At 43.7% G+C, this 20,430-nt stretch carries 20 protein-coding genes; 8 read left to right on the forward strand and 12 right to left on the reverse strand.

Annotation, left to right across the window (positions count from 1 at the left end; translation table 11 throughout):
* Positions 1-50: 50 nt before the first annotated feature.
* From DC487_RS15295 to DC487_RS15305, 3 genes are all read right to left on the reverse strand, one after another.
* Positions 51-923 carry a cupin-like domain-containing protein gene (locus tag DC487_RS15295; protein ID WP_116776847.1) on the reverse strand — a complete coding sequence of 291 codons (873 nt, stop codon included), beginning with the start codon at positions 921-923 and terminating at the stop codon, positions 51-53.
* A 182-nt stretch (positions 924-1,105) separates the two neighbouring features.
* Complete coding sequence (locus DC487_RS15300) at positions 1,106-1,873, reverse strand: uroporphyrinogen-III synthase (protein WP_116776848.1); 768 nt, start codon at positions 1,871-1,873, stop codon at positions 1,106-1,108.
* 14 nt (positions 1,874-1,887) lie between these two features.
* Complete coding sequence (locus DC487_RS15305) at positions 1,888-2,856, reverse strand: DUF4271 domain-containing protein (protein WP_116776849.1); 969 nt, start codon at positions 2,854-2,856, stop codon at positions 1,888-1,890.
* A gap of 102 nt (positions 2,857-2,958) precedes the next feature.
* On the opposite strand from DC487_RS15305, the gene DC487_RS15310 reads away from it, so the two are divergent.
* Entirely contained in the window at positions 2,959-3,525 is a 567-nt protein-coding gene (locus DC487_RS15310) for a DNA-3-methyladenine glycosylase I (RefSeq protein ID WP_116776850.1), read from the forward strand.
* Positions 3,526-3,529: 4 nt separating this feature from the next.
* Here the strand turns inward: DC487_RS15310 and hpt are convergent, their stop codons facing one another.
* Entirely contained in the window at positions 3,530-4,102 is a 573-nt protein-coding gene (gene hpt / locus DC487_RS15315; protein ID WP_116776851.1) for a hypoxanthine phosphoribosyltransferase, read from the reverse strand.
* Between the two features lie 11 nt (positions 4,103-4,113).
* Complete coding sequence (locus DC487_RS15320) at positions 4,114-6,183, reverse strand: transglycosylase domain-containing protein (RefSeq protein ID WP_116776852.1); 2,070 nt, start codon at positions 6,181-6,183, stop codon at positions 4,114-4,116.
* A gap of 126 nt (positions 6,184-6,309) precedes the next feature.
* Here DC487_RS15320 and DC487_RS15325 point away from each other — a divergent pair, with 126 nt between their 5' ends.
* The 6 genes from DC487_RS15325 to DC487_RS15350 all read left to right on the forward strand — a co-directional run bounded on the left by DC487_RS15325 (position 6,310) and on the right by DC487_RS15350 (position 14,163).
* Positions 6,310-7,368: an Mrp/NBP35 family ATP-binding protein gene (locus DC487_RS15325; RefSeq protein WP_116776853.1), complete on the forward strand. Its 1,059-nt coding sequence runs from the start codon at positions 6,310-6,312 to the stop codon at positions 7,366-7,368.
* 31 nt (positions 7,369-7,399) lie between these two features.
* Positions 7,400-9,175: an aminopeptidase P family protein gene (locus DC487_RS15330; RefSeq protein ID WP_116776854.1), complete on the forward strand. Its 1,776-nt coding sequence runs from the start codon at positions 7,400-7,402 to the stop codon at positions 9,173-9,175.
* 107 nt (positions 9,176-9,282) lie between these two features.
* Entirely contained in the window at positions 9,283-10,695 is a 1,413-nt protein-coding gene (gene dacB, locus DC487_RS15335) for a D-alanyl-D-alanine carboxypeptidase/D-alanyl-D-alanine endopeptidase (protein ID WP_165799110.1), read from the forward strand.
* Between the two features lie 70 nt (positions 10,696-10,765).
* The gene (locus DC487_RS15340) at positions 10,766-13,042 is read left to right on the forward strand and encodes an NADP-dependent malic enzyme (protein ID WP_116776856.1); all 2,277 of its coding nucleotides are present in this window, start codon (positions 10,766-10,768) and stop codon (positions 13,040-13,042) included.
* A 17-nt stretch (positions 13,043-13,059) separates the two neighbouring features.
* A complete protein-coding gene (gene ruvA, locus DC487_RS15345) occupies positions 13,060-13,644 on the forward strand; it encodes a Holliday junction branch migration protein RuvA (RefSeq protein ID WP_116776857.1) in 585 nt (194 codons plus the stop codon).
* Between the two features lie 33 nt (positions 13,645-13,677).
* Positions 13,678-14,163, forward strand: a complete 486-nt coding sequence (locus tag DC487_RS15350) for a GAF domain-containing protein (RefSeq protein ID WP_116776858.1) — start codon at positions 13,678-13,680, stop codon at positions 14,161-14,163.
* Here DC487_RS15350 and DC487_RS17295 read toward each other — a convergent pair.
* Positions 14,160-15,056, reverse strand: coding sequence for a WD40 repeat domain-containing protein (locus DC487_RS17295; RefSeq protein WP_165799111.1), 897 nt, complete (start codon positions 15,054-15,056; stop codon positions 14,160-14,162). The genes DC487_RS15350 and DC487_RS17295 overlap by 4 nt on opposite strands.
* A gap of 110 nt (positions 15,057-15,166) precedes the next feature.
* Between DC487_RS17295 and DC487_RS15365 the strand changes: the two genes are divergently transcribed.
* A complete protein-coding gene (locus DC487_RS15365) occupies positions 15,167-15,349 on the forward strand; it encodes a hypothetical protein (protein WP_116776859.1) in 183 nt (60 codons plus the stop codon).
* A 6-nt stretch (positions 15,350-15,355) separates the two neighbouring features.
* Here DC487_RS15365 and hisIE read toward each other — a convergent pair whose 3' ends face one another.
* The 6 genes from hisIE to hisC all read right to left on the reverse strand — a co-directional run bounded on the left by hisIE (position 15,356) and on the right by hisC (position 20,413).
* Entirely contained in the window at positions 15,356-15,946 is a 591-nt protein-coding gene (gene hisIE, locus DC487_RS15370; RefSeq protein ID WP_116776860.1) for a bifunctional phosphoribosyl-AMP cyclohydrolase/phosphoribosyl-ATP diphosphatase HisIE, read from the reverse strand.
* 24 nt (positions 15,947-15,970) lie between these two features.
* Complete coding sequence (gene hisF, locus DC487_RS15375; protein WP_116776861.1) at positions 15,971-16,726, reverse strand: imidazole glycerol phosphate synthase subunit HisF; 756 nt, start codon at positions 16,724-16,726, stop codon at positions 15,971-15,973.
* Between the two features lies 1 nt (position 16,727).
* Positions 16,728-17,480: a 1-(5-phosphoribosyl)-5-[(5-phosphoribosylamino)methylideneamino]imidazole-4-carboxamide isomerase gene (locus DC487_RS15380; RefSeq protein ID WP_116776862.1), complete on the reverse strand. Its 753-nt coding sequence runs from the start codon at positions 17,478-17,480 to the stop codon at positions 16,728-16,730.
* A 111-nt stretch (positions 17,481-17,591) separates the two neighbouring features.
* Positions 17,592-18,182, reverse strand: coding sequence for an imidazole glycerol phosphate synthase subunit HisH (hisH, locus tag DC487_RS15385; protein ID WP_116776863.1), 591 nt, complete (start codon positions 18,180-18,182; stop codon positions 17,592-17,594).
* Between the two features lie 32 nt (positions 18,183-18,214).
* On the reverse strand, positions 18,215-19,354 hold the full coding sequence (hisB, locus tag DC487_RS15390; RefSeq protein WP_116776864.1) for a bifunctional histidinol-phosphatase/imidazoleglycerol-phosphate dehydratase HisB: 1,140 nt from the start codon (positions 19,352-19,354) through the stop codon (positions 18,215-18,217).
* Positions 19,355-19,360: 6 nt separating this feature from the next.
* On the reverse strand, positions 19,361-20,413 hold the full coding sequence (hisC, locus tag DC487_RS15395; protein ID WP_116776865.1) for a histidinol-phosphate transaminase: 1,053 nt from the start codon (positions 20,411-20,413) through the stop codon (positions 19,361-19,363).
* Between the last annotated feature and the right edge of the window lie 17 nt (positions 20,414-20,430).

Genomic DNA, 20,430 nt, shown 5'->3' on the forward strand with positions numbered 1-20,430 from the left:
TGATGCAGTGTCCAACAAAAAAAGGAAGACAATAAGTCTTCCTTTTTTATTTAATTCTTTGTGCGCTTACGAATAGCTCGCTCGGCACGGCGCTTGGCCATATCGATCTTGTAGTTAAACCAACGATCTTTAAATATTTTACGCATGGCATCATCGAAATGGCGGGTTACAAATAGATTTCGTGCACCAATGATTTTTTCGGATAACGAATTAGGCAATGCCCGTACAGAGATAGAATATCCTTCGGTATCGTATTGAATGTAGTGCCACCATCCAGCTGGCATATACAGCGTATCGCCTGGATTAATGACTGCTTCATAGCCATCCAACAATTTCAAGCCTGGGTATTCTTCTGGGTTGCCAGTTTTCAAGTTGACAATACTATGGAAGTTATAAGGCAATTTGTACATTAGCTCGGATTGATTATTGGGGAAAACCCAAATCCGCTTCGAGCCTTGAAACTGCGATATAAATACATGCGACATATCAATATCGAAATGGTTTCGTGTAGCAGATCCTTCACCCCCAAAAAACATATAAGGCAACCACTGTAATACCTTGCCCCCAGTTACATCATTAAAAAGCACGTCTTTCTTCAATTCAGGTCTGATCTTCATCAGATTGAACAGGAATAAACGTAGTTCTGTAGGTTCTTTTCGAATGAGATCTAGGTATTCACCAAAGGTCATTTGTCCGATCGGTGGGCTGGCAGCATGTTGTTGTCCTTCCTCCTCACGTCCGTACACATTTATTTTCTCGTCCCCTGCTATTTCTTTAAAGTACTCATAGTTCCATTTTGTCCAGCACGGGCTGTCTTTACGTATAAAATCTTTGATCAGCACAGGCTGACCTTTGCTCAGATAATCTCTAACAAAATCTTTAGCCGATATTCCCTCGATGCTTTCTACTGGTTTTAGTTTCACAAGCTCAACTATTTTATATAAGTACAAACATAAAAAATAATCACTACAAAAATCAGCCCAAGCGCATCTGAGATCGATAAGTGACGAGAATCATTCTAAATAAGCTGTAGATACTACTTAGAATGCATTTTATTAAAAAAGGATGACAATTGTCATCCTTTTTTATGTTTTTCGGCGATTGCCTATTTATTGACTGTCTTAATGTAGTGCTCCACCGCCATCGTCATACTTGGTGATTCTGGAGTAGGTGCCGGGATATCAAGGATCAAACCATGATCTAATAAAGCCTGCTGTGTGGTGGCGCCAAATGCCGCAATACGCGTGTTGTTTTGTACGAAATCAGAGAAATTTTCGAATAGAGACTGTACGCTCGAAGGACTGAAGAATACTATGACGTCATAGAAAACTTCCTTCAAATCATTCAAATCACTAATCACCGTTTTAAAAAGAACAACCGGCGTCGAATCGTAACCATTATCTTGCAACCAATTTTGTGTTTCTTCGTTGGCGACGTCCGAACATGGGAAAAGAAATTTTTCAGTATTATGCTTCTTCAACACATCTTCCAAGTCTTTAGCGGTCTGCTTACCAAAGAAAATCTTCCGTTTACGATACTGAATATACTTTTGAAGATACAACGCAATAGCCTCCGTAATACAAAAATATTTCATATCTGCCGATACCTCGAAGCGCATTTCTTCACACACACGAAAGAAGTGATCAACCGCATTTTTGCTGGTGAATATCACCGCCGTGTAATCTGAAAAATTGATCCTATCCTTCTTCACATCCTTCCCTGAAACACCCTCCACGTGAATAAAAGCACGAAAATCAAGCTTGAGATTATATTTTTCCGCCAATGCGAAATAAGGAGATTTATCATTTTCAGGTCTTGGCAAAGTCACGAGTATGCTCTTTACTTTCTTTGCTCTTTCTACATCAATCTGCATAAATATGAAATTATTTAGTTGCCTAGGGCTCTAATCAGCAATAGGATTGGAGCAATTTCCAAGGTGCAAAGATAAATAATTAAATAGGATATAGAAAACCTCGTCTGGCCAAACACATGCAACACAGTTCGCAAAACCCTGTTTATAAACATAATAGATATCGATATCACGAACAGAATTAATATAATATTAAAATAGGCCGCCGGGGAAAGGATAATAAACAACAAAAAAGGCAATAGAAACAAGATACTGTTAAAATATACCAGATATATAACCGTAATGTATTCTCTAACGAGCCGTTGCAGATTGAAAACAAAAGAAACGAAACGTACCAATAATATTTTCAGAATGAAGAGAACCGCAATCAATCCTGATGCTTTCAGATAATTAGCAAAAGTAAGGAAATGGGCATCCCGAAATCCAGACATATAAACTACAATAAATAAGCCCAATGTCAAGCTAAAAACCGCATATAAGAAGATATAAGGCCATGAGGTGGTGATGCTATCTTCCTTGCTGATCTGCTGTAACAAACGTTCGCGGTAATATGCCTCAATGATCATGTGAAAATCTGCAGGAAAGATAAAACGAATTAATCCTACAAAAAACAACAAAGCCATCGCTGTACCAAACACCCACAAAGGTCGTTGAGGTCGCTCCAACCCTGCTGCGATCACTTCATTTCCAGATCTAGAAAGATACTCATCCCACACCAACAATCTACCCGGTGCGGTTTTCAAAACTTCTCGCAACCGATGATCCAAAAACCCTTCTCGATAAGGATTATCATATATGAGTGCCGTATATTGCGTGGCGTAAACTTGTCGGATAGAATCCTGCACATATGCCTGACGAAGACTATCTTGCAATCGGGCGACAGAATCTGTGGCGACATTAAATTGCTGGGCTTTACTATGCTCGGTAGAGGACAGCAATATCAGCAAAGTCGCAAAAAAGGAAATCCAAAAAGTTCGTATGTGCATGCCGTCGTAAAAATAGAGAGTTAATCGGGAATTGACAAAAGATAAATAGGAAGATATAAGAATAGCAATTATTGCAAATAAACTTGTAATTTCACCAATAGAATGGCAGAACAAAACTACATACGCTGCGGATGGTGCGGCCAAGATGAATTATACCAAGATTACCATGATCAAGAGTGGGGTCGCTTGGTGACTGATGATCGTACATTGTTCGAATTTCTGGTATTGGAATCTGCGCAGGCAGGTCTTAGTTGGATCACCATTTTGCGCAAACGCGAGAATTACCGTCGTGTGTTTGCGGATTTTGACCCAGTGGCTGTTGCTCAATTCACGGAAGATGATGTGGAAAGGATATTACTGGACGCCGGCATTATTCGCAATCGCTTGAAAGTGAAAAGTACGATCACCAATGCGCAGATTTTCTTGGCCATTCAAGAGCAATTTGGTAGTTTCTACCAATACCTCTATTCTTTCATGCCCAACAATCAGCCGATCACCAACCACTTTCATGGGCTAAGTGAAGTGCCAGCAGCGACGCCAATATCAGACGCTATCGCCAAAGACTTGAAAAAACGCGGTGTGAAGTTCTTCGGCACCACGATCTGCTATGCGTATATGCAGGCGGTCGGCATGGTGAACGATCACGTCATGGATTGTTCGTTTAGATAAAAGCTTATTCCGCTTCGCGGTTATCTTCTTCTTCGTTGAGCGGCACTTGTTTGTAGATATGCATCAAATTACGGCACATGCCATTGTAATCCAAACCATAGCCAACGACAAATTCCTTTTCGATCTCGAAACCAGTGTACAGGATATTATCAAACTCGTATTCAACACAGGACGGCTTGATCAATAAGGTACAGACCGCGATAGATTGCACCTCTAACTTTTCCAACGCTTCCATCGTATGTTTCAGGCTATTGCCTGTATCTACGATGTCTTCCACAATGATAATGTGCCGCCCGCGCAAATCCATTTCTAAGCCCAACAATTCTTTGACATCCTGCTGTTCCGTGCCGTGATAAGAAGATAGCTTTACGAAAGACATTTCGCATGGAATCGTGATTTGCTTCAGCAGATCAGCCATAAACATAAAACAACCATTGAGTACGCCAATAAAGACCGGCATCTTATCTTCGTACTTCACGTTGATATCGATACCGATGAGGCGGGTACTTTTTAGGATTTGGTCATTATCGATCAGCAATTCAAAATCCAGATCGTCAATCGTAATATGATTATTCATGTATTGTGGGTTTATTCTTCTTCTACTTCTTCTTGTTCTTTTTTACCAAACAAGCGTTCTATCAAACTACGCCGTTGTTGCTCCTCTGCATCAATGCCGTCTATGAGATCATGCAAATCATCCGATGAAGGGATAGAATCGACGACACCGTACGGTCTTGGCGGTCGAAGATTGGGTTGCAGCGTAACGCCGTAAAAACCGTATGCTTCGCGCACTTCTACATCATTCAGCTGATTAAGTTTAGACAATATATAGCCATAAGTATTAAAATGCCGGCGTACCCACGGTTTCAAATGCCCGGTATAATCGAAAGATGACAAACCAGTTTTCGGACGAGGAATAATGCTGGACAGAAACAAACTTTCTCCAATGTTCAGCTCATTAGGCGTTTTGCCAAAATAATAATTGGCCGCTTCGGTAACACCATATATATTTTTGCCCCACTCAATGATGTTGAGGTAGATTTCAAACAAGCGATCTTTACTGACTACTTTCGAACGCTCCATCAGCCAAACCAGCACAATCTCTTCGAACTTTCGAGTCATGGTTTTATTCCGATCTAAGTATAAGTTTTTCACTAGCTGCATGGAAATGGTACTTGCGCCGCGCTTGAAAGCGCGCTCCTTGATATTGGTCACGATAGATAGCTTGAAAGCTTCTTCTTCAAAACCGTGGTGTTGGTAGAAAAACGGATCTTCGGTATTCAATACCGTACGTTGCAAGATCGGCGCGATCTGTGTCAGATTCCGAAAGTTGGGATTGGACGGTGCGACTACGATATCGCGTAGCTTGCTGGTATCTTCATACACGCCGTGAACAAATGGCTGATTCAAAGCTGCCACATCGGCCTTGCCCCAACGTACAATCTTCAATTCGCGATCATCCATCTGCGAGCGAAATACCAAATCTTCCGGATTGTCGAAACCCACTTTAAAATCCAGTTGGTAAGCGATATTGCCTTTTACTTGAATGCCTTCCAAGGTTTCGAACAAGCCATTGGGAATCGCATCAAAGAAATCTTGTGCCGCAAACTTGCCTGTACTGACAGATAATTCCAGCAATTTGCTTGGGGTATGGGTGTATTTGAGTTTTGGCTTCACCACAAAATCGCGCACTTTGATCGAGGAGTTTTCTAACAACTCCACGGCATTCTCAGCTAATAAAAAACCTCCTTCGGCAGATGCTTGAGGTACGACGATGGGTTTTTCGGACAATCTGCGATGTTGTACCTGCAATTGTTCAACTTCCCAATTTCCAGACAATTTCAATTGATCTTTGCCGTGTCGTTTGATCTCTTTCAGATCGAAGGTTACTTCTTTAAAACGCACTGCCAAGCCCAATCGACTACGCAAGAAAGGAACTTCCATATCTGGGCGATCCGACGTAACGGTTACGCTAAACTCTTCATCATCGCTATCTATCTGGCCTTTGAGATTCCATTTATCACTCACCTCATTCAAGAATACATCCACGTCATAGCGACCGTTGCGCATTTTCCCTTCGGGAACGTGTAATCCTTGCACGCCCGAGCTATCCTGATAGGTCACGTGCACTTCTTGCAGATCTAAATTGGATGGAATCTTATCGAATGCTTGGCGGATTAAACGATCTACCTTTTGTGCTAAGCTACTTTTCGTAGTGGTCGTATCTTTTGTAGCGGCATTATTCTTACGAAACAAGAAATCGTAGTTGCTGCGATCACCTTCTTTTACCATGGTCAACGAAGCGTGATCCATCCCAACAGCCTCCAGCTTGATGCGCTTGCGCAATAAAGGCCACAGCTCGACCGATACCTGCAATTGCTCCACCGCCATTAACTGCGCCGCAGAATCTGGAATCACCGTCACGCCTTTTAGTGCTACGGTACTTAATCCGGCGAAGCCGTAATCATCCACGCGCAACGTAAGGCCATACTCGTCCTTTAATTGTTTCTGTGCACGAACCATCGCGCGGTCTAACAAACCTTGACGCACCGAAAAATAATAGATAAAGCCAATCGCCAGCAAGAGCAACAAAGCAGCCAGAGAAATGAAAAGCCATTTTTTCTGTTGCGCGGTGATAGGAATCTTCTTTGCAAACATAACGTGAATTTCTTCGGGTAATGTGATGTGAAAGTACGGGTTAAAAATAGACAAAAAACATTAAAAACATCCAAATGACAAGAGTATGCACCGCATTATTTAGCTTTGTAGCTCCAACGAAAGATAATGATTACGCAAGAACAAATTCTACATGCGCTTGGTCACGTCGAAGAACCTGATTTAAAAAAGGATCTCGTGACGCTGAACATGATCCAAAATATAGAGATCCTTCCCAACAAAATCCGGTTTGATGTGGTATTGACAACGCCTGCTTGTCCGCTCAAAGGACATATCGAGCATGCTTGTCGCAATGCCATCAGTCTATTTGTTTCCAAAGAGATCGCCGTGGACATCAACATGACCTCACGCGTGATCGCTGCCGACAACAATCAGCTGAAAGGCATCAAAAACATTATTTTGGTTTCTTCTGGTAAAGGCGGTGTCGGTAAATCTACTGTAGCAGCGAACTTAGCCTTAGCGCTTAGCCAGCAAGGTGCTCGCACGGGTTTGCTTGATGCAGATATCTACGGTCCTTCGCTGCCCATTATGTTTGGCTTGGAAGGCGCGAAGCCTCAATCCACGCAAACCGCAGACGGAAAAACCAAAATCCTGCCGATCGAAAAGTTCGGACTGAAATTGTTGAGCATTGGCTTCTTTACAGATCCTAATCAGCCGATTCCATGGCGCGGCCCAATGGCGACTTCTGCCATCAAACAGCTTTTCAATGATGCTGATTGGGGTGAGATCGATTACTTGGTGGTCGATATGCCGCCGGGAACAGGTGACATTCACATTACCGTATCACAAACTTATCCGATCTCTGGAGCCGTGATTGTAACCACACCGCAACATGTTGCTTTAGCAGATGCAATCAAAGGAATGGCGATGTACCGTATGGAAGGTATCAATGTGCCTATTTTGGGCATTATTGAAAACATGGCGTACTTCACGCCAGCAGAATTGCCAGATAAGCAATATTATATTTTTGGAAAAGACGGCGGCAAGCGATTAGCTACCGAAAATAACGTGCCTTTCTTGGGCGAAATACCACTCGTAAAAGCAGTTGCAGACGCGGGCGACAATGGTTTCCCGATCTTGTTGGACGATCAGGAGCCAGTGGCAGCAGCGTACGGACAGATCGCTGGCCGTGTGGCGCAAGAATTATCTATTCTGGCAAATACCTAAGTAGATTTTTTAGCACAAAACAACATCACATATGGAACACATTAAAAAGCTGGCAGCTATTCGCGAATCCATGGCGGAGCGCAGTATAGACGCCTATATTATTCCTTCGGCAGATCCACATATCAGCGAATACCTTCCCGATCGCTTCAAAGCGATTGCTTGGACTTCGGGATTTACTGGATCTGCAGGTACGTTGGTGATTACACAAGATTTTGCGGGATTATGGACCGATGCGCGTTATTTCGTGCAAGGCCGTGAGCAGCTCATAGACACTGGTTTTGAATTGGTAAAACTCAAAATACAGCACAAAGCAGAATATGTAGAGTGGCTGGCCGAAAAGTTCAGCAAAGGAAATACCGTTGCTTTCGATGGTAATCTGACTTCGTTGCTTTTGGCAAAAACCATCAAAAAAAAGTTGGAACCACTGGGCATTGCGATCGATGGCGGTATAGATATATTAGACGCCGCTTGGGAAGACAGACCATTGCTTCCGACCGATGCAGCTTACCTCATTCATCCGGATACGACCGGCCAAGATGCGGCCAGCAAGATTGCCGCTATTCGCCTCAAAATGGAGAAGCTGCATGTGCAGGCGCATATCATTTCTTCTTTAGATGACTTGGCTTGGATATTGAATATTCGGGGTAATGATGTGCCCTGCAATCCAGTGGTACTCGGTTTCTTGATTATAGAATTGGAGCGTGCAACGCTCTTCATTGACAACACCAAATTGTCGGCAGCCGATCAAGCGGCGCTGAATGCCGCAGGTGTTGACATAAAACCATATGACAGCGTGCATACCGCTGTTCAGCAATTGGCCGTAGAGCAGATCCTGATTGATCCGAAACGGACTTGTTACGCTGTTTACGAAAGCATTCCTGCGTCAGTGAAGGTTTTGGAAGACACGAATCCCTCTACCTTTTTGAAGGCCGTGAAAAATCCGACCGAAGTAAGCTTTTCGCGCGAAACGATGCTGAAAGATGGGGTAGCGCTCACGCGTTTCTTCAAATGGTTGGAGGAGAATGTAGGCAATGAAAACCTGACGGAGATCAGCATATCGGACAAACTGCGCACGTTTCGTGCAGCGCAGGATGGTTTTGTAGACATTTCATTCGATACTATTGCTGGATATTTGGAGCATGGCGCTTTGCCACATTATAAAGCGACGCCCAAAAGTGATGCTACACTAAAACCTAGCGGATTGTTATTGGTAGATTCGGGCGGCCAATATACTTCTGGCACGACTGATATTACACGTGTTGTCTCTTTGGGAAACATTACTTCGGAAGAAAAGGAAGATTATACCATTGTGTTAAAAGGTCTGATCGAGGGATCTATGGCTGTTTTCCCACAAGGTACACGCGGCTATCAGATTGATGCAATCACACGTCGCCCGATCTGGGAAACCTTGCGAAACTACGGACATGGTACCGGACATGGTGTAGGTTTTTTCCTGAATGTGCATGAAGGACCACAAGTCTTAAATCCATCAAACGTGGATGTCGCGATAGAAGAAGGCATGATCTCTTCGATAGAACCAGGCTTGTACCGCGAAGGATCTTATGGTATCCGCATCGAGAATCTGGTTTTGAGCCGTAATTTATCTCATAATGAGTTTGGTGATTTCATGGATTTCGAAACGTTGACGATCTGCTATATCGCTACTGACTTGGTAAATACGGCATTGTTGGATCAAAAACACATTGACTGGCTCAATCAATATAACGATTGGACGTACAATCAGCTAGCGCCACTGCTCACAGAAGAAGAAGGAGCTTGGTTGAAAGAGAAAACTCAAGCTATTTAAATAAATAAGAGAGATACGAAGGTCTTACTGCAATGAGTAGTAAGACCTTTTTTAATCTTACACCAGTTCTTCGTTGCTTTCTCAAAATGCATCCCGATATTTGCTGTATGCCAAAGCTAAAATCACTTTTTCTACTTTCTATTATACTAGCCTTCACTAGTACGCAAGCGCAAAACCTTAGCAGCAAAATCTCCACAGCTTTCAATCAGTTTCGCAGCGAAGGTGGATTGACGACACAGCAGGCCGCCTTGATTGTTACCGATTCAAAAACGGGACATGTCGTATTTGAGCATCAAGCAAATACTGGAATGGCTACTGCTTCGACCTTGAAGGTGATAACGAGCATTACCGCATTCGAATTGTTAGGCTCCGATTATCAATACAGCACGACCATATCTTACACTGGTGCGATCGATAAACTGGGAAATCTTGACGGCGATATTATTATAAAAGGCAGCGGCGACCCGACTTTAGGCAGTGATCGATACGCTTCTACGCAAGCAGAAAATATCTTAGATAATTGGACTTTTGCGATTAAACAATTGGGCATTAAACGTATTCGCGGTCGTATCATTGGTGACGATACTATATTCGACGGTAATCAAGTGCCGACGGGTTGGCCAGCGGCAGACATTGGCAATTATTATGGAGCTGGTGTTTCGGGACTTAATTGGAAAGAGAATAAAGCGGGTATTACTTTCTCGCCCGCAGCGGTTGGCAAACCAGCAGCTATTAAAAAGTTATCAGTAGATCTGAGTTACCTCAGCATCCGCAATGAAGTGACTACTGGAAATGCGGGCACAGGCGACAAGGTATTTGGTTTTTCTACACCATACGCCAATTCCATCCTGTTAAAAGGTAGTTATGGCAAAGACCTGAATAAAACCATCGAGATCTCTATTCCGGATCCGGCCTATCAGCTCGCACACGATTTGAAAGCAAATCTGATACAGGAAGGCATATTGGTAGATGGCGTGGCGGCTTCTGCATATAAACTTCACAATTATGTAGCATCTATAGGCAAAACCATTGCAACGCATCAGTCGCCCGCATTAGCGGAGATCATTTATTGGTTTAATCACAAAAGCATTAACCTATTTGGTGAAGCCTTATTGAAAACCATCGGACGCGAGCAGAAAAATGTAAAAACTACGGCAGAAAGCGCCCAGTACGTTATTGCGCATTGGAACAAAACCTTACGCATTCCTACTGCGGATCTAGGAATGCTAGATGGTTCTGGTTTATCGCCTGCAAACCGTGTGACGGCCAATGCGATGAACCGAATCATGCAATACGCTTGTAGCAGGCCGTGGTACGCTGACTTCTATAAGAGTCTGCCTACGATCAACCAAATGAAAATGAAAAGTGGTACGATTGGCGGCGTGCTCGGCTACAGTGGATTTCAGACTAGCAAGGCTGGGCAAGAGCTGACCTTCACCCTTTTTGTCAATAATTACAAAGGCAGCACGGCGACTATGCGTCAACGTATGTTCAAATTACTGAACGTGTTAAAACAATAGTTCTTCAAGTCATGGAATAATAATAGATTTGTACCCACAAACATAAACTTATACATCAAAACAGAATTCAATGAGCAGTTCAAATAGAAAAAAGGACGCGTTACGTTACCACTCATCCGGTCGTCCGGGCAAGATTGCGGTAGTCCCTACCAAACCTCACAGTTCACAGCGGGATTTATCATTAGCCTATTCACCAGGGGTGGCAGAGCCGTGTTTGGCGATTGCCGAGAACAGCGAAGATGCGTACAAGTACACCGCCAAAGGTAATTTGGTGGCGGTTATTTCTAATGGTACTGCCGTATTAGGATTAGGAGACATCGGTGCACAAGCCGGCAAACCGGTGATGGAAGGAAAAGGTTTGTTGTTTAAAATCTTTGCCGACATCGATGTATTCGACTTAGAATTGGACACGAAAAATGTAGATGAGTTCGTTAAAATCGTCAAAGCCTTAGAGCCAACTTTCGGAGGTATCAACTTGGAAGACATCAAAGCTCCAGAATGTTTCGAAATCGAGCGCAGACTGAAAGCGGAAATGAATATTCCGGTGATGCACGATGATCAGCACGGTACTGCGATTATATCTGGTGCTGCCTTGATTAACTCTTGTGAGCTACAACAAAAAGATATCAGCCAAGTAAAAATTGTGGTAAACGGCGCTGGTGCTGCCGCAATCTCTTGTACTGCGATGTATATCGCGGTAGGTGCTAAAAAAGAAAACATCGTGATGTTGGATAGTAAAGGAGTTATTCGCAGTGATCGCGAAAACTTGGATCCTAGCAAAGCGGAATGGGCAACGGATCGCGATATTACGACCTTAGCCGATGCAGTGAAAGATAGCGATGTATTCATCGGATTGTCTGCTGCAGATGTTTTGACGCCAGAAATGTTGCAATCTATGGCGGCTAAACCAATCGTATTAGCAATGGCTAACCCGAATCCAGAGATCGCGTACGATCTAGCTTGCGCAACTCGTACCGATATCATCATGGGAACGGGTCGTTCTGACTTCCCTAACCAAGTAAATAATGTATTAGGTTTCCCTTACATCTTCCGTGGTGCATTGGATGTACGTGCAACTGCCATCAACGAGGAGATGAAGATCGCCGCGGTGCATGCTATTGCCAAATTGGCAAAAGAACCTGTTCCAGAAGAAGTAAACCAAGCATATAATACCAATAATCTTCGTTTTGGTGAGGATTATGTCATCCCGAAACCAACCGATCCACGCTTGATTACCGAGGTATCCATTGCAGTAGCTAAAGCGGCGATTGAATCTGGCGTAGCGCGCAAAACGATTGAAGATTGGGATGAATATAAAACAGAATTACGCAAGCGCTTAGGTAAAGATGATGGCATCATGCGGACGCTGTCTGCCCGCGCGCAGAACAATCCTAAACGCGTGGTATTTGCCGAAGCAGATAACTACAAAACATTGCGCGCAGCGCAAATCGTGCAAGAAGAAGGCATTGCTATTCCGATCTTGTTGGGCGACGAAGAACGCATTCGTCATATCATTGAAGAATATGCTTTCGAATTGGACGGCACACAGATCATCGATCCTAGCAAACAAGTGAAAACAGATACGTTTAAGCAATTTGTGGATCACCTGTATACCAAACGCCAGCGTCGTGGTATCAGCCGTTTAGAAGCTGAAAAATTGATCCGTGGCAACCGCAACTATTATGCAGCTTCGATGGTCGAGTTTGGTCAAGCGGATACTTTTATTTCTGGATTGACACGCAGTTATGCGAATACTATTCGTCCTGCGTTACAAGTAATTGGTGCAAAACCAGGAAGCCGTGTTGCGGGTATGTACATGATGCTAACGAAGAAAGGACCGATTTTCTTGGCCGATACGACCGTGAATGAAGATCCTTGTCCGGAAGATTTAGCGGAAATCACCATCTTGGTAAACAACGCGGTGAAAGAGCGCTTTAATATTACACCACGCATTGCGATGTTATCGTACTCCAACTTTGGCTCAAGCGAAGGTCGCGTAGCCGATAAGGTACGTCAAGCGGTAAAAATCTTACATGATAAAGCACCAGACATTATTGTAGATGGCGACTTGCAAGCCAATTTTGCGTTGAATAAAGAGATGTTAAATGCAAACTTCCCGTTCAGTAAATTGAATGGCGAAGCAGCAAATACCTTGATATTCCCGAACTTAGAATCAGGTAATATTGCTTACAAATTACTGCAAGAAGTAGGTGAAGCCGAAGCTGTCGGACCAATCTTATTGGGTATGAACAAGCCGGTTCACGTTTTGCAGTTGGATAGCTCGGTGCGTGAGATCGTCAACATGGTAAAAATTGCCGTGGTAGATGCACAATCCAGAGAAAACTAATATTCTAACAAAAAACTATGTACGAGTACCTCGACGGACAACTGGTATTGAAATCCCCTACCCACGTCATCATTGACGTGGGTGGCGTGGGTTACCATGTGCACATATCGTTGACCACTTTTAGCCAGATCAAAGAAGTAGAACGCTGCAAGCTGTTCATTTCTTTTCAGGTTAGAGAAGATTCGCAGACCATGTATGGCTTTGCGACAGAGAGTGAGCGGCACTTATTCAATCACTTGATCTCCGTTTCTGGCATTGGGCCAAATACTGGTCGGATGATGCTTTCTTCTATTACGCCAGAGGAGATTCAACAAGCGATCGTACAAGGACAAGTTGCCGTGATCCAACGGATCAAAGGTATCGGACCAAAAACCGCACAACGCGTGATTCTAGAATTGCAGGATAAGTTGAAAAAAGAAGGGCCAAACGCCTTGCTATTGGATCACGTCCCTACTCAATCAGCGCATGAAGAGGCTAACTCGGCATTAATCATGTTGGGATTCCCGAAACCACAAGTAGAAAAGGTCATGCAACAAATTTTGCTGTCGACGGAAGACCATTCTGTAGAAAGTCTAATCAAAGCCGCCCTAAAAAAACTATAATTACATTCATTTACCGAGCATCTCATAGCTACTATGGCCGAAGATTTAACACGCGCAACAGGCACCAAAGAAGAGCAATATAAAGCATTGATCCCGCAAGTCAAGGCATTAATCGACTACGAATCGGATTTTGTAGCGAATATGGCAAACTTGGCTGCAGCTTTGAAAGAGCAGTTTGATTTTTTCTGGGTTGGCTTTTATTTGGTAAAAGAAGAGCAGTTGGTATTAGGTCCGTTTCAAGGACCGGTAGCTTGTACGCGCATCGCGCACAATCGTGGTGTATGTGGCACCGCATGGGCAAAGGCCGAAACGATCATCGTTCCCGATGTTGATGCATTTCCTGGACATATTGCTTGCAGCTCATTATCACGCTCGGAGATTGTTCTCCCTGTAATGCACGAAGGAAATTGTATTGGTGTATTGGATGTAGATAGCGCCGACTTAAATAGCTTTGACGAGGTTGATGCGCAATATTTACAAGAAATGATTACGATTCTGACAGCGGCTTCTGATCTTTAGTCTGCTGCGACTTCCCACACCTTGATCATCTTATCATCTCCTGCGGTAAAGATTTGTTGACCGTGCCACAGAATGCTGTTAATCGATAGCATATGGCTCTCATAACCTCGATCTATACTCACATTTTTGAGCAAAGTCAAGGTCTTTGGATCCCAGATTTTCCAGGTTTTATCGCGGCTGGCTGTCGCGATTTGTGTTTGCTCGGCATCAGCAACGATACCATATACGGTAAACATATGCGGCGTAATTTCGTGTTGCACCGCAAAATCAGCGGTAGACAATTGGTACAACTTGGCATCCCTGCCGCCAGAAAACAATTGTTCGCCTACCACACATAAACTCGTTACCGGCATGGTGTGTACTAAAACCTGCTGCTTAGGCTCGTATTGCGCACTATCATATTGGTAGATCGCACCGGATTTGTCCCCGAAATATACGGTAGATTTTTCTGAATCAACGGCAATGGTACGCACAGTCTCCTTCGAAACACGGAACCGATACAGGAGCTTAAAACACACCGTATCGTACACATAAGCTACGCCCTCTTCGCCAATCGCAATCAATTCCGATTTCTCTGCCAGCGCTTGCAAAGCGAATACAGCTCCAGATTCTGTTTTCATTTTGGTCACCAACTTCTGCTCTACATAATTCACCATCAGGATCTCCCCAGAGCGCAAGCCTATTGCCAGCAAATCTGTATTTGGAATCCGATGCAGCGCATACACAGAATGTGATACCGCGCACAAAATCCGTCGGAACTGCATGGTCTGCAAATCCCACTCCACGACTCCTTTGTCGTTGCCACCCGAAAACAAGGTATTATCAGCTACTGCTAACGTAAATATAGGATTCTGATGACCGCGAAGCGTATGTAGTAAAGAGACATCTGGCATAATCGTAAAGATACGGCTTCGTTCTCGACAAAAACAATTTCAAGTGCTTAGCTGTAGTATTCTTGACCGTACTACGATAATAGGTGTACGATTACTAAAGCTCCCACGTGATGAAAAAGGTTTCTGTAGTGATTATTATCGGCTTCAGCATACTTGCTGTCGTTGCTCTCTATTTCTTCTTGACCGAACAGATCGGCATCAAAGCCTTTCTGTTCAATATACTAATATGTGCGATCGGAATCGTGGCGCAGGTGTTCACGCTGCGCCGACGAAAAAAGAATATTATGCAATAGCAGGGTTTACTTGTGCCGAGATGCCAAGTTGGCGGCAATTTCGCGCCAGCCTAAACCTTTTTCTTTGAGTAATAAGATCAGGTGAAATACCAGATCAGATGATTCATTAATGAAGTCGTGTTCCGTCTCCGCCAAGGCTGCGATAACCGTTTCTACGGCTTCTTCGCCCACTTTTTGCGCTACTTTATTTAATCCTTTTTGACGCAGGCTATTGACATACGATCCTTCGATAGGGAAATCGATGCGCTGTTGAATCACGCGCTCTAATTCAAAAAGGAAATTTTGATTGTGATCCGTATTAAAACAACTACGACTTCCTGTGTGGCATGTTGGCCCTGCCGGAATGGCTTTGATCAAAATCGTATCCTGATCACAATCTACATGTAGATCCTGCACTTCCAGAAAATTTCCACTTTCCTCGCCTTTCGTCCACAATCGTTGTTTACTACGCGAATAAAAGGTGACACGACGTTCTGTTTGGGTTTTCTCCCACGCTTCCTCATTCACATAACCCAACATCAGTACTTCCAGCGTTTGCGCGTCTTGTACAATTACGGGAACTAAACCGTCTCCTTTTGAAAAATCTACTTCTTGCATAACCTTAAATATCCCTTCGATTTTTTAACCTCTTACCACGATGTGGTTTTTTCGTAATGTATTTTTTAAGTCTGGAATCAATATCTCTCCATAATGAAATACCGATGCTGCCAATGCAGCGTCTACACCACTTTGTTGGAATACATCCACAAAATGTTGCTCATTCCCGGCGCCTCCAGAAGCGATCAACGGTATATTGATCGCCGCATTGATCTTGGACAGCAAAGATACATCAAATCCATTCTTTGTGCCGTCGTGATCCATGGAAGTGAGCAAAATCTCACCTGCTCCTCGACTTTCTGCTTCTTTGATCCACGCTTCGGTGACGATGTCCGTTTGTTCGCGACCACCACGCAAATGCACCAAGTTTTGTGTATCGACTAAACGCGTATCAACCGCTACGACCACAAACTGGCTTCCGAATGATTTGGCCAGTTCGTCAATTAAGTTTGGATTACGTACCGCAGCAGAATTGATCGAAATTTTATCTGCTCCAGCAGCCAACAAGGCGTCGGCGTCTTTCAATTCATTGATTCCGCCACCGATAGTAAATGGAATATTCACCTGCCGAGCTACAGATTTCACCAAATCGATCATCGTTTTGCGACCTTCGTGTGTGGCGGTTATATCCAAAAAAACCAATTCATCTGCTCCCTGCTGCGAATACTGCCACGCTAACTCCACTGGGTCACCGGCATCGCGCAGATCGACAAAGTTAACGCCTTTTACGGTACGTCCATCTTTTACATCCAGACAGGGAATGATCCTTTTTGCGAGCATATTAGAACTTAATCAAAGCTTTTAAGTTCCAATCTTTAATTTCATCAATGGAAATTCGATTTTCGTAAATCGCTTTTCCTACGACTACCGATTCAACATGTTGCAAATCTTGTAATGCTTGTATATCTTTCATGGAACTAATGCCACCCGATGCGATCAATTTGATGATTGGAGAGTGGTCCAATAGCTTTTTATACAATTCGACACCAGCTCCGCCCAACTTACCATCTTTACTAATATCTGTACATAAGAAACGATAGAAACCTAGCGCCAAACATTTGTCAATGTATTCTATCAGTTTAATTGGAGAACTTTCCAACCAACCTGAATACTTGATCACCTCGTCGAGTACATCAATTGCTACGACAACGTGATCTGCATATTTAACACGGCCTTCATTGAGCGCGCTCAATTCTTCCAAAAACGAAGGATTCGAGATGGCTTGTGTACCCACGATAACACGATAAACGCCAGCGTCTACCAGTTCTTTCACTTTTTCAATACTGCGGACGCCACCACCGTACTGTACTTTCATATCCGTTTTTTTCAACACCTCAAAAAGATACTGCTGATTAGAGAAATCCCCTTTAGCGCCGTTCAGATCAATGATGTGTACGATTTCGGTACCATTGGCATGGTATTTTTCAATTTGCTCCTCTAAAGAGATCTCATAATGGGTGACATCATCATAGTTTCCTTCGCGCAGGCGAACTACTTTTTTGTCTAAAACGTCAATAGCTGGTATAATATACATGGTAGAATCAATCAAGATAAGTAATCAGTTTATTGTTCAAAAATAGTGAATAATCGGTAAGCATGTGCACGTGATCCTTTACGATCATATGCACATCCGTATTAAGTTTGTTTAAAGCGCCGCAAAATTCAGGAGCAATTGCTCTCCAGCCGGCCCAGATTTCTCTGGGTGAAATTGTACGCCGTAAAAATTGTCTTTATGGATGCTGGCCGCGTAATCGACACCGTAATTGGTCGAGGTGGCCGTGTATTCTTCTTGGAATTCAATAAAAAACGAGTGCACAAAATAGAAGTACGTGTCATCTGCTATGCTTTCAAACAGACGGCAATCGCGACGGATTTGTGTCGTATTCCAGCCCATATGTGGTACTTTTTCGGAAATGCGTTGTTGAAAATGCAAGGTTCGCATCGGAAAAATGCCCAACATGTCGGCATTGCCTTCTTCCGAAAAGCTGGTGAGCAATTGCATGCCCACACAAATACCCAACACCGGTTTAGTCAGCGAAGGAATGGCTTCTGCCAATCCAGAGTCACGCAGCTTTTGCATCGCCGCGCCAGCATGACCAACGCCAGGAATAATAATTCGCTCGTATTTATCAAAATCGGCTGGTTCATTGATCATGCCATATGGCAAATTGCAACGCACCAAAGCGGCCGTCAATGAAAATATATTCCCTGCTCCGTAGTTTACAATTCCAATCATGCTTTTTGGTCGGTATTTTTCTGAATCATCCCTTACAACAAGCCTTTGGTACTTGGCAACTGCATGTTGTCTGCATCGCGTCGTACTGCCTTCTTAATCGATTTGGCAAAGGCTTTAAATATAGCTTCGATCTTATGGTGTTCGTTGTCGCCTTCGGCCTTGATATTGAGATTAGTTCGGGCAGCGTCGCTGAATGATTTAAAGAAATGGAAAAACATTTCTGTCGGCATATCACCAATCTTTTCGCGCTTAAATTCCGCTTCCCACACGATCCAACTGCGGCCGCCAAAATCTAGTGCCACTTGCGCTAAGCAATCGTCCATCGGCAACGTAAATGCATAGCGCTCAATACCACGCTTGTCGCCCAATACCTGCGCAAAAATCTCGCCTAAAGCGATTCCGGTATCTTCAATGGTATGATGCTCGTCTATATGCAGATCACCCTTGGCGCGAATCGTCAGATCCAACGCGCCGTGGCGCGCGATCTGATCAAGCATATGATCAAAAAATGGTAATCCGGTATCAATATCCGATTTGCCGCTGCCATCCAGATTAATCGTGATGGATATATCCGTTTCATTAGTTTTCCGCTGATGCGAAGCCGTACGTGTTCCTAATTTCAGAAATTCATAGATTGCCTTCCAATCGGTGGTCTGCAAGGCGACTGAATCCGGCGATATCTCGACATTCTCTGCTTGGCCAAGAGCTGTATTGCCACCCAGCCAGATCGCTTTTGCACCTAGATTTTGGGCGAGCTTAACATCATTCACGCGATCACCGATCACAAAGGATTCGGCTAGATTATAATTGTCTGTATCGAAATATTCGCCTAGCAAACCAATTCCTGGCTTGCGTGTAGCTGCATTTTCATGCGGAAAGGTGCGGTCGATATGTTCTCTCGCAAACTCTACTCCTTCACCAGCAAAAGTTTGCATAATGAACTGATGCACTGGCCAGAAGTTGTCTTCCGGATGAGAATCGGTTCCCAAACCGTCTTGATTGGTCACCAAAACCAATTCAAAATCTAATTCTTGGGCAATTTTAGGTAAGTACTGTAAGGCACCTGGATAAAATTTCAACTTGGCAAACGAATCAATCTGTTCGTCTTCTGGTTCTAAAATCAAAGTGCCATCGCGGTCGATAAATAAGACACGCTTCAATAAATCTGACATATCGTATTAACTATAGAATTCTTTAATTTGAGCGAGCAAAATTTGGTTTTCTGCTGGCGTACCTACCGTCATGCGCAACGCGCCCTCACATAAGGTAACCGTAGAACGATCACGCACAATGATGCCTTTACTCACCAAATGATTGTACAGCGGTCGCGCTTGTTGCAAACGAACCAACACAAAATTGGCGTCTGATGGCGTGATGTGCTCTACTTGCGGAATGAGTTGAAGTTGCTCTACCAACAAAGCACGCTCTTCTACCGTTTCCTTAATCCATTCATTCACGGTATCCACACGCTCCAAAGCTTCGAGCGCATAGGTTTGCGTGGCTTGGTTGATGTTGTATGGCGGTTTTATCTTATTAAAAATCTGAATGATTTCTGCGCTGGCAAAAGCCATTCCTAAGCGCAATGCCGCCAATCCCCACGCTTTGGATAAGGTTTGTAAAACCACCAAATTCGGAAACTCCGCTAAGCTCGGCAAGAATGAGTTCTGCTTAGCATAATTGATGTAGGCTTCGTCTAAGACGACAATGCCTTCGAAATTGACTAGGATAGTTTCGATATCCTGACGGCGAATGCTATTGCCCGTCGGGTTGTTGGGCGAGCAGATAAAAATAATTTTGGTATGCGCGTCTATTGCTGCCGCAATGGTGTCTATATCCAATTGATAATTGGGCGTCAGCGTCACCTTTCGTACCGCAATATCATTGATATTGGCCGATACTTCGTACATGCCATACGTGGGCGGCAGCAAAATAACATTATCTATTCCTGGTTTGCAAAACGCTCTAAATAAGAGGTCGATCGCTTCATCCGATCCATTACCCAAAAATATACGATCGGTACTGACACCTTTTATAGCGGACAATTTCTGCTTTACTGCCAATTGTAATGGATCGGGATAACGATTGAACGATTGGCTCAAAGGCGAGCCATATGCGTTTTCATTCGCATCCAACATAACAGAAGCTTCACCGTCAAATTCGTCTCTAGCGGACGAATAAGGCTTCAAATTTTTTATGTTTTCCCTTAAAAGAAGGTCTAAATTAAACGACATTACTAACTAAATACTGG

The organism is Sphingobacterium corticibacter, assembly GCF_003076635.1.
GTDB lineage: Bacteria > Bacteroidota > Bacteroidia > Sphingobacteriales > Sphingobacteriaceae > Sphingobacterium > Sphingobacterium corticibacter.

What these genes read in the sequence shown, in the direction of transcription:
- DC487_RS15300 (WP_116776848.1), bottom strand. Translation starts at nt 1,873, where the DNA reads ATGCAGATTGATGTAGAAAGAGCAAAGAAAGTAAAGAGCATACTCGTG.
- DC487_RS15305 (WP_116776849.1), bottom strand. Translation starts at nt 2,856, where the DNA reads ATGCACATACGAACTTTTTGGATTTCCTTTTTTGCGACTTTGCTGATA.
- DC487_RS15310 (WP_116776850.1), top strand. Translation starts at nt 2,959, where the DNA reads ATGGCAGAACAAAACTACATACGCTGCGGATGGTGCGGCCAAGATGAA.
- hpt (WP_116776851.1), bottom strand. Translation starts at nt 4,102, where the DNA reads ATGAATAATCATATTACGATTGACGATCTGGATTTTGAATTGCTGATC.
- DC487_RS15320 (WP_116776852.1), bottom strand. Translation starts at nt 6,183, where the DNA reads ATGTTTGCAAAGAAGATTCCTATCACCGCGCAACAGAAAAAATGGCTT.
- DC487_RS15325 (WP_116776853.1), top strand. Translation starts at nt 6,310, where the DNA reads ATGATTACGCAAGAACAAATTCTACATGCGCTTGGTCACGTCGAAGAA.
- DC487_RS15330 (WP_116776854.1), top strand. Translation starts at nt 7,400, where the DNA reads ATGGAACACATTAAAAAGCTGGCAGCTATTCGCGAATCCATGGCGGAG.
- dacB (WP_165799110.1), top strand. Translation starts at nt 9,283, where the DNA reads ATGCCAAAGCTAAAATCACTTTTTCTACTTTCTATTATACTAGCCTTC.
- DC487_RS15340 (WP_116776856.1), top strand. Translation starts at nt 10,766, where the DNA reads ATGAGCAGTTCAAATAGAAAAAAGGACGCGTTACGTTACCACTCATCC.
- ruvA (WP_116776857.1), top strand. Translation starts at nt 13,060, where the DNA reads ATGTACGAGTACCTCGACGGACAACTGGTATTGAAATCCCCTACCCAC.
- DC487_RS15350 (WP_116776858.1), top strand. Translation starts at nt 13,678, where the DNA reads ATGGCCGAAGATTTAACACGCGCAACAGGCACCAAAGAAGAGCAATAT.
- DC487_RS17295 (WP_165799111.1), bottom strand. Translation starts at nt 15,056, where the DNA reads ATGCCAGATGTCTCTTTACTACATACGCTTCGCGGTCATCAGAATCCT.
- DC487_RS15365 (WP_116776859.1), top strand. Translation starts at nt 15,167, where the DNA reads ATGAAAAAGGTTTCTGTAGTGATTATTATCGGCTTCAGCATACTTGCT.
- hisIE (WP_116776860.1), bottom strand. Translation starts at nt 15,946, where the DNA reads ATGCAAGAAGTAGATTTTTCAAAAGGAGACGGTTTAGTTCCCGTAATT.
- hisF (WP_116776861.1), bottom strand. Translation starts at nt 16,726, where the DNA reads ATGCTCGCAAAAAGGATCATTCCCTGTCTGGATGTAAAAGATGGACGT.
- DC487_RS15380 (WP_116776862.1), bottom strand. Translation starts at nt 17,480, where the DNA reads ATGTATATTATACCAGCTATTGACGTTTTAGACAAAAAAGTAGTTCGC.
- hisH (WP_116776863.1), bottom strand. Translation starts at nt 18,182, where the DNA reads ATGATTGGAATTGTAAACTACGGAGCAGGGAATATATTTTCATTGACG.
- hisB (WP_116776864.1), bottom strand. Translation starts at nt 19,354, where the DNA reads ATGTCAGATTTATTGAAGCGTGTCTTATTTATCGACCGCGATGGCACT.
- hisC (WP_116776865.1), bottom strand. Translation starts at nt 20,413, where the DNA reads ATGTCGTTTAATTTAGACCTTCTTTTAAGGGAAAACATAAAAAATTTG.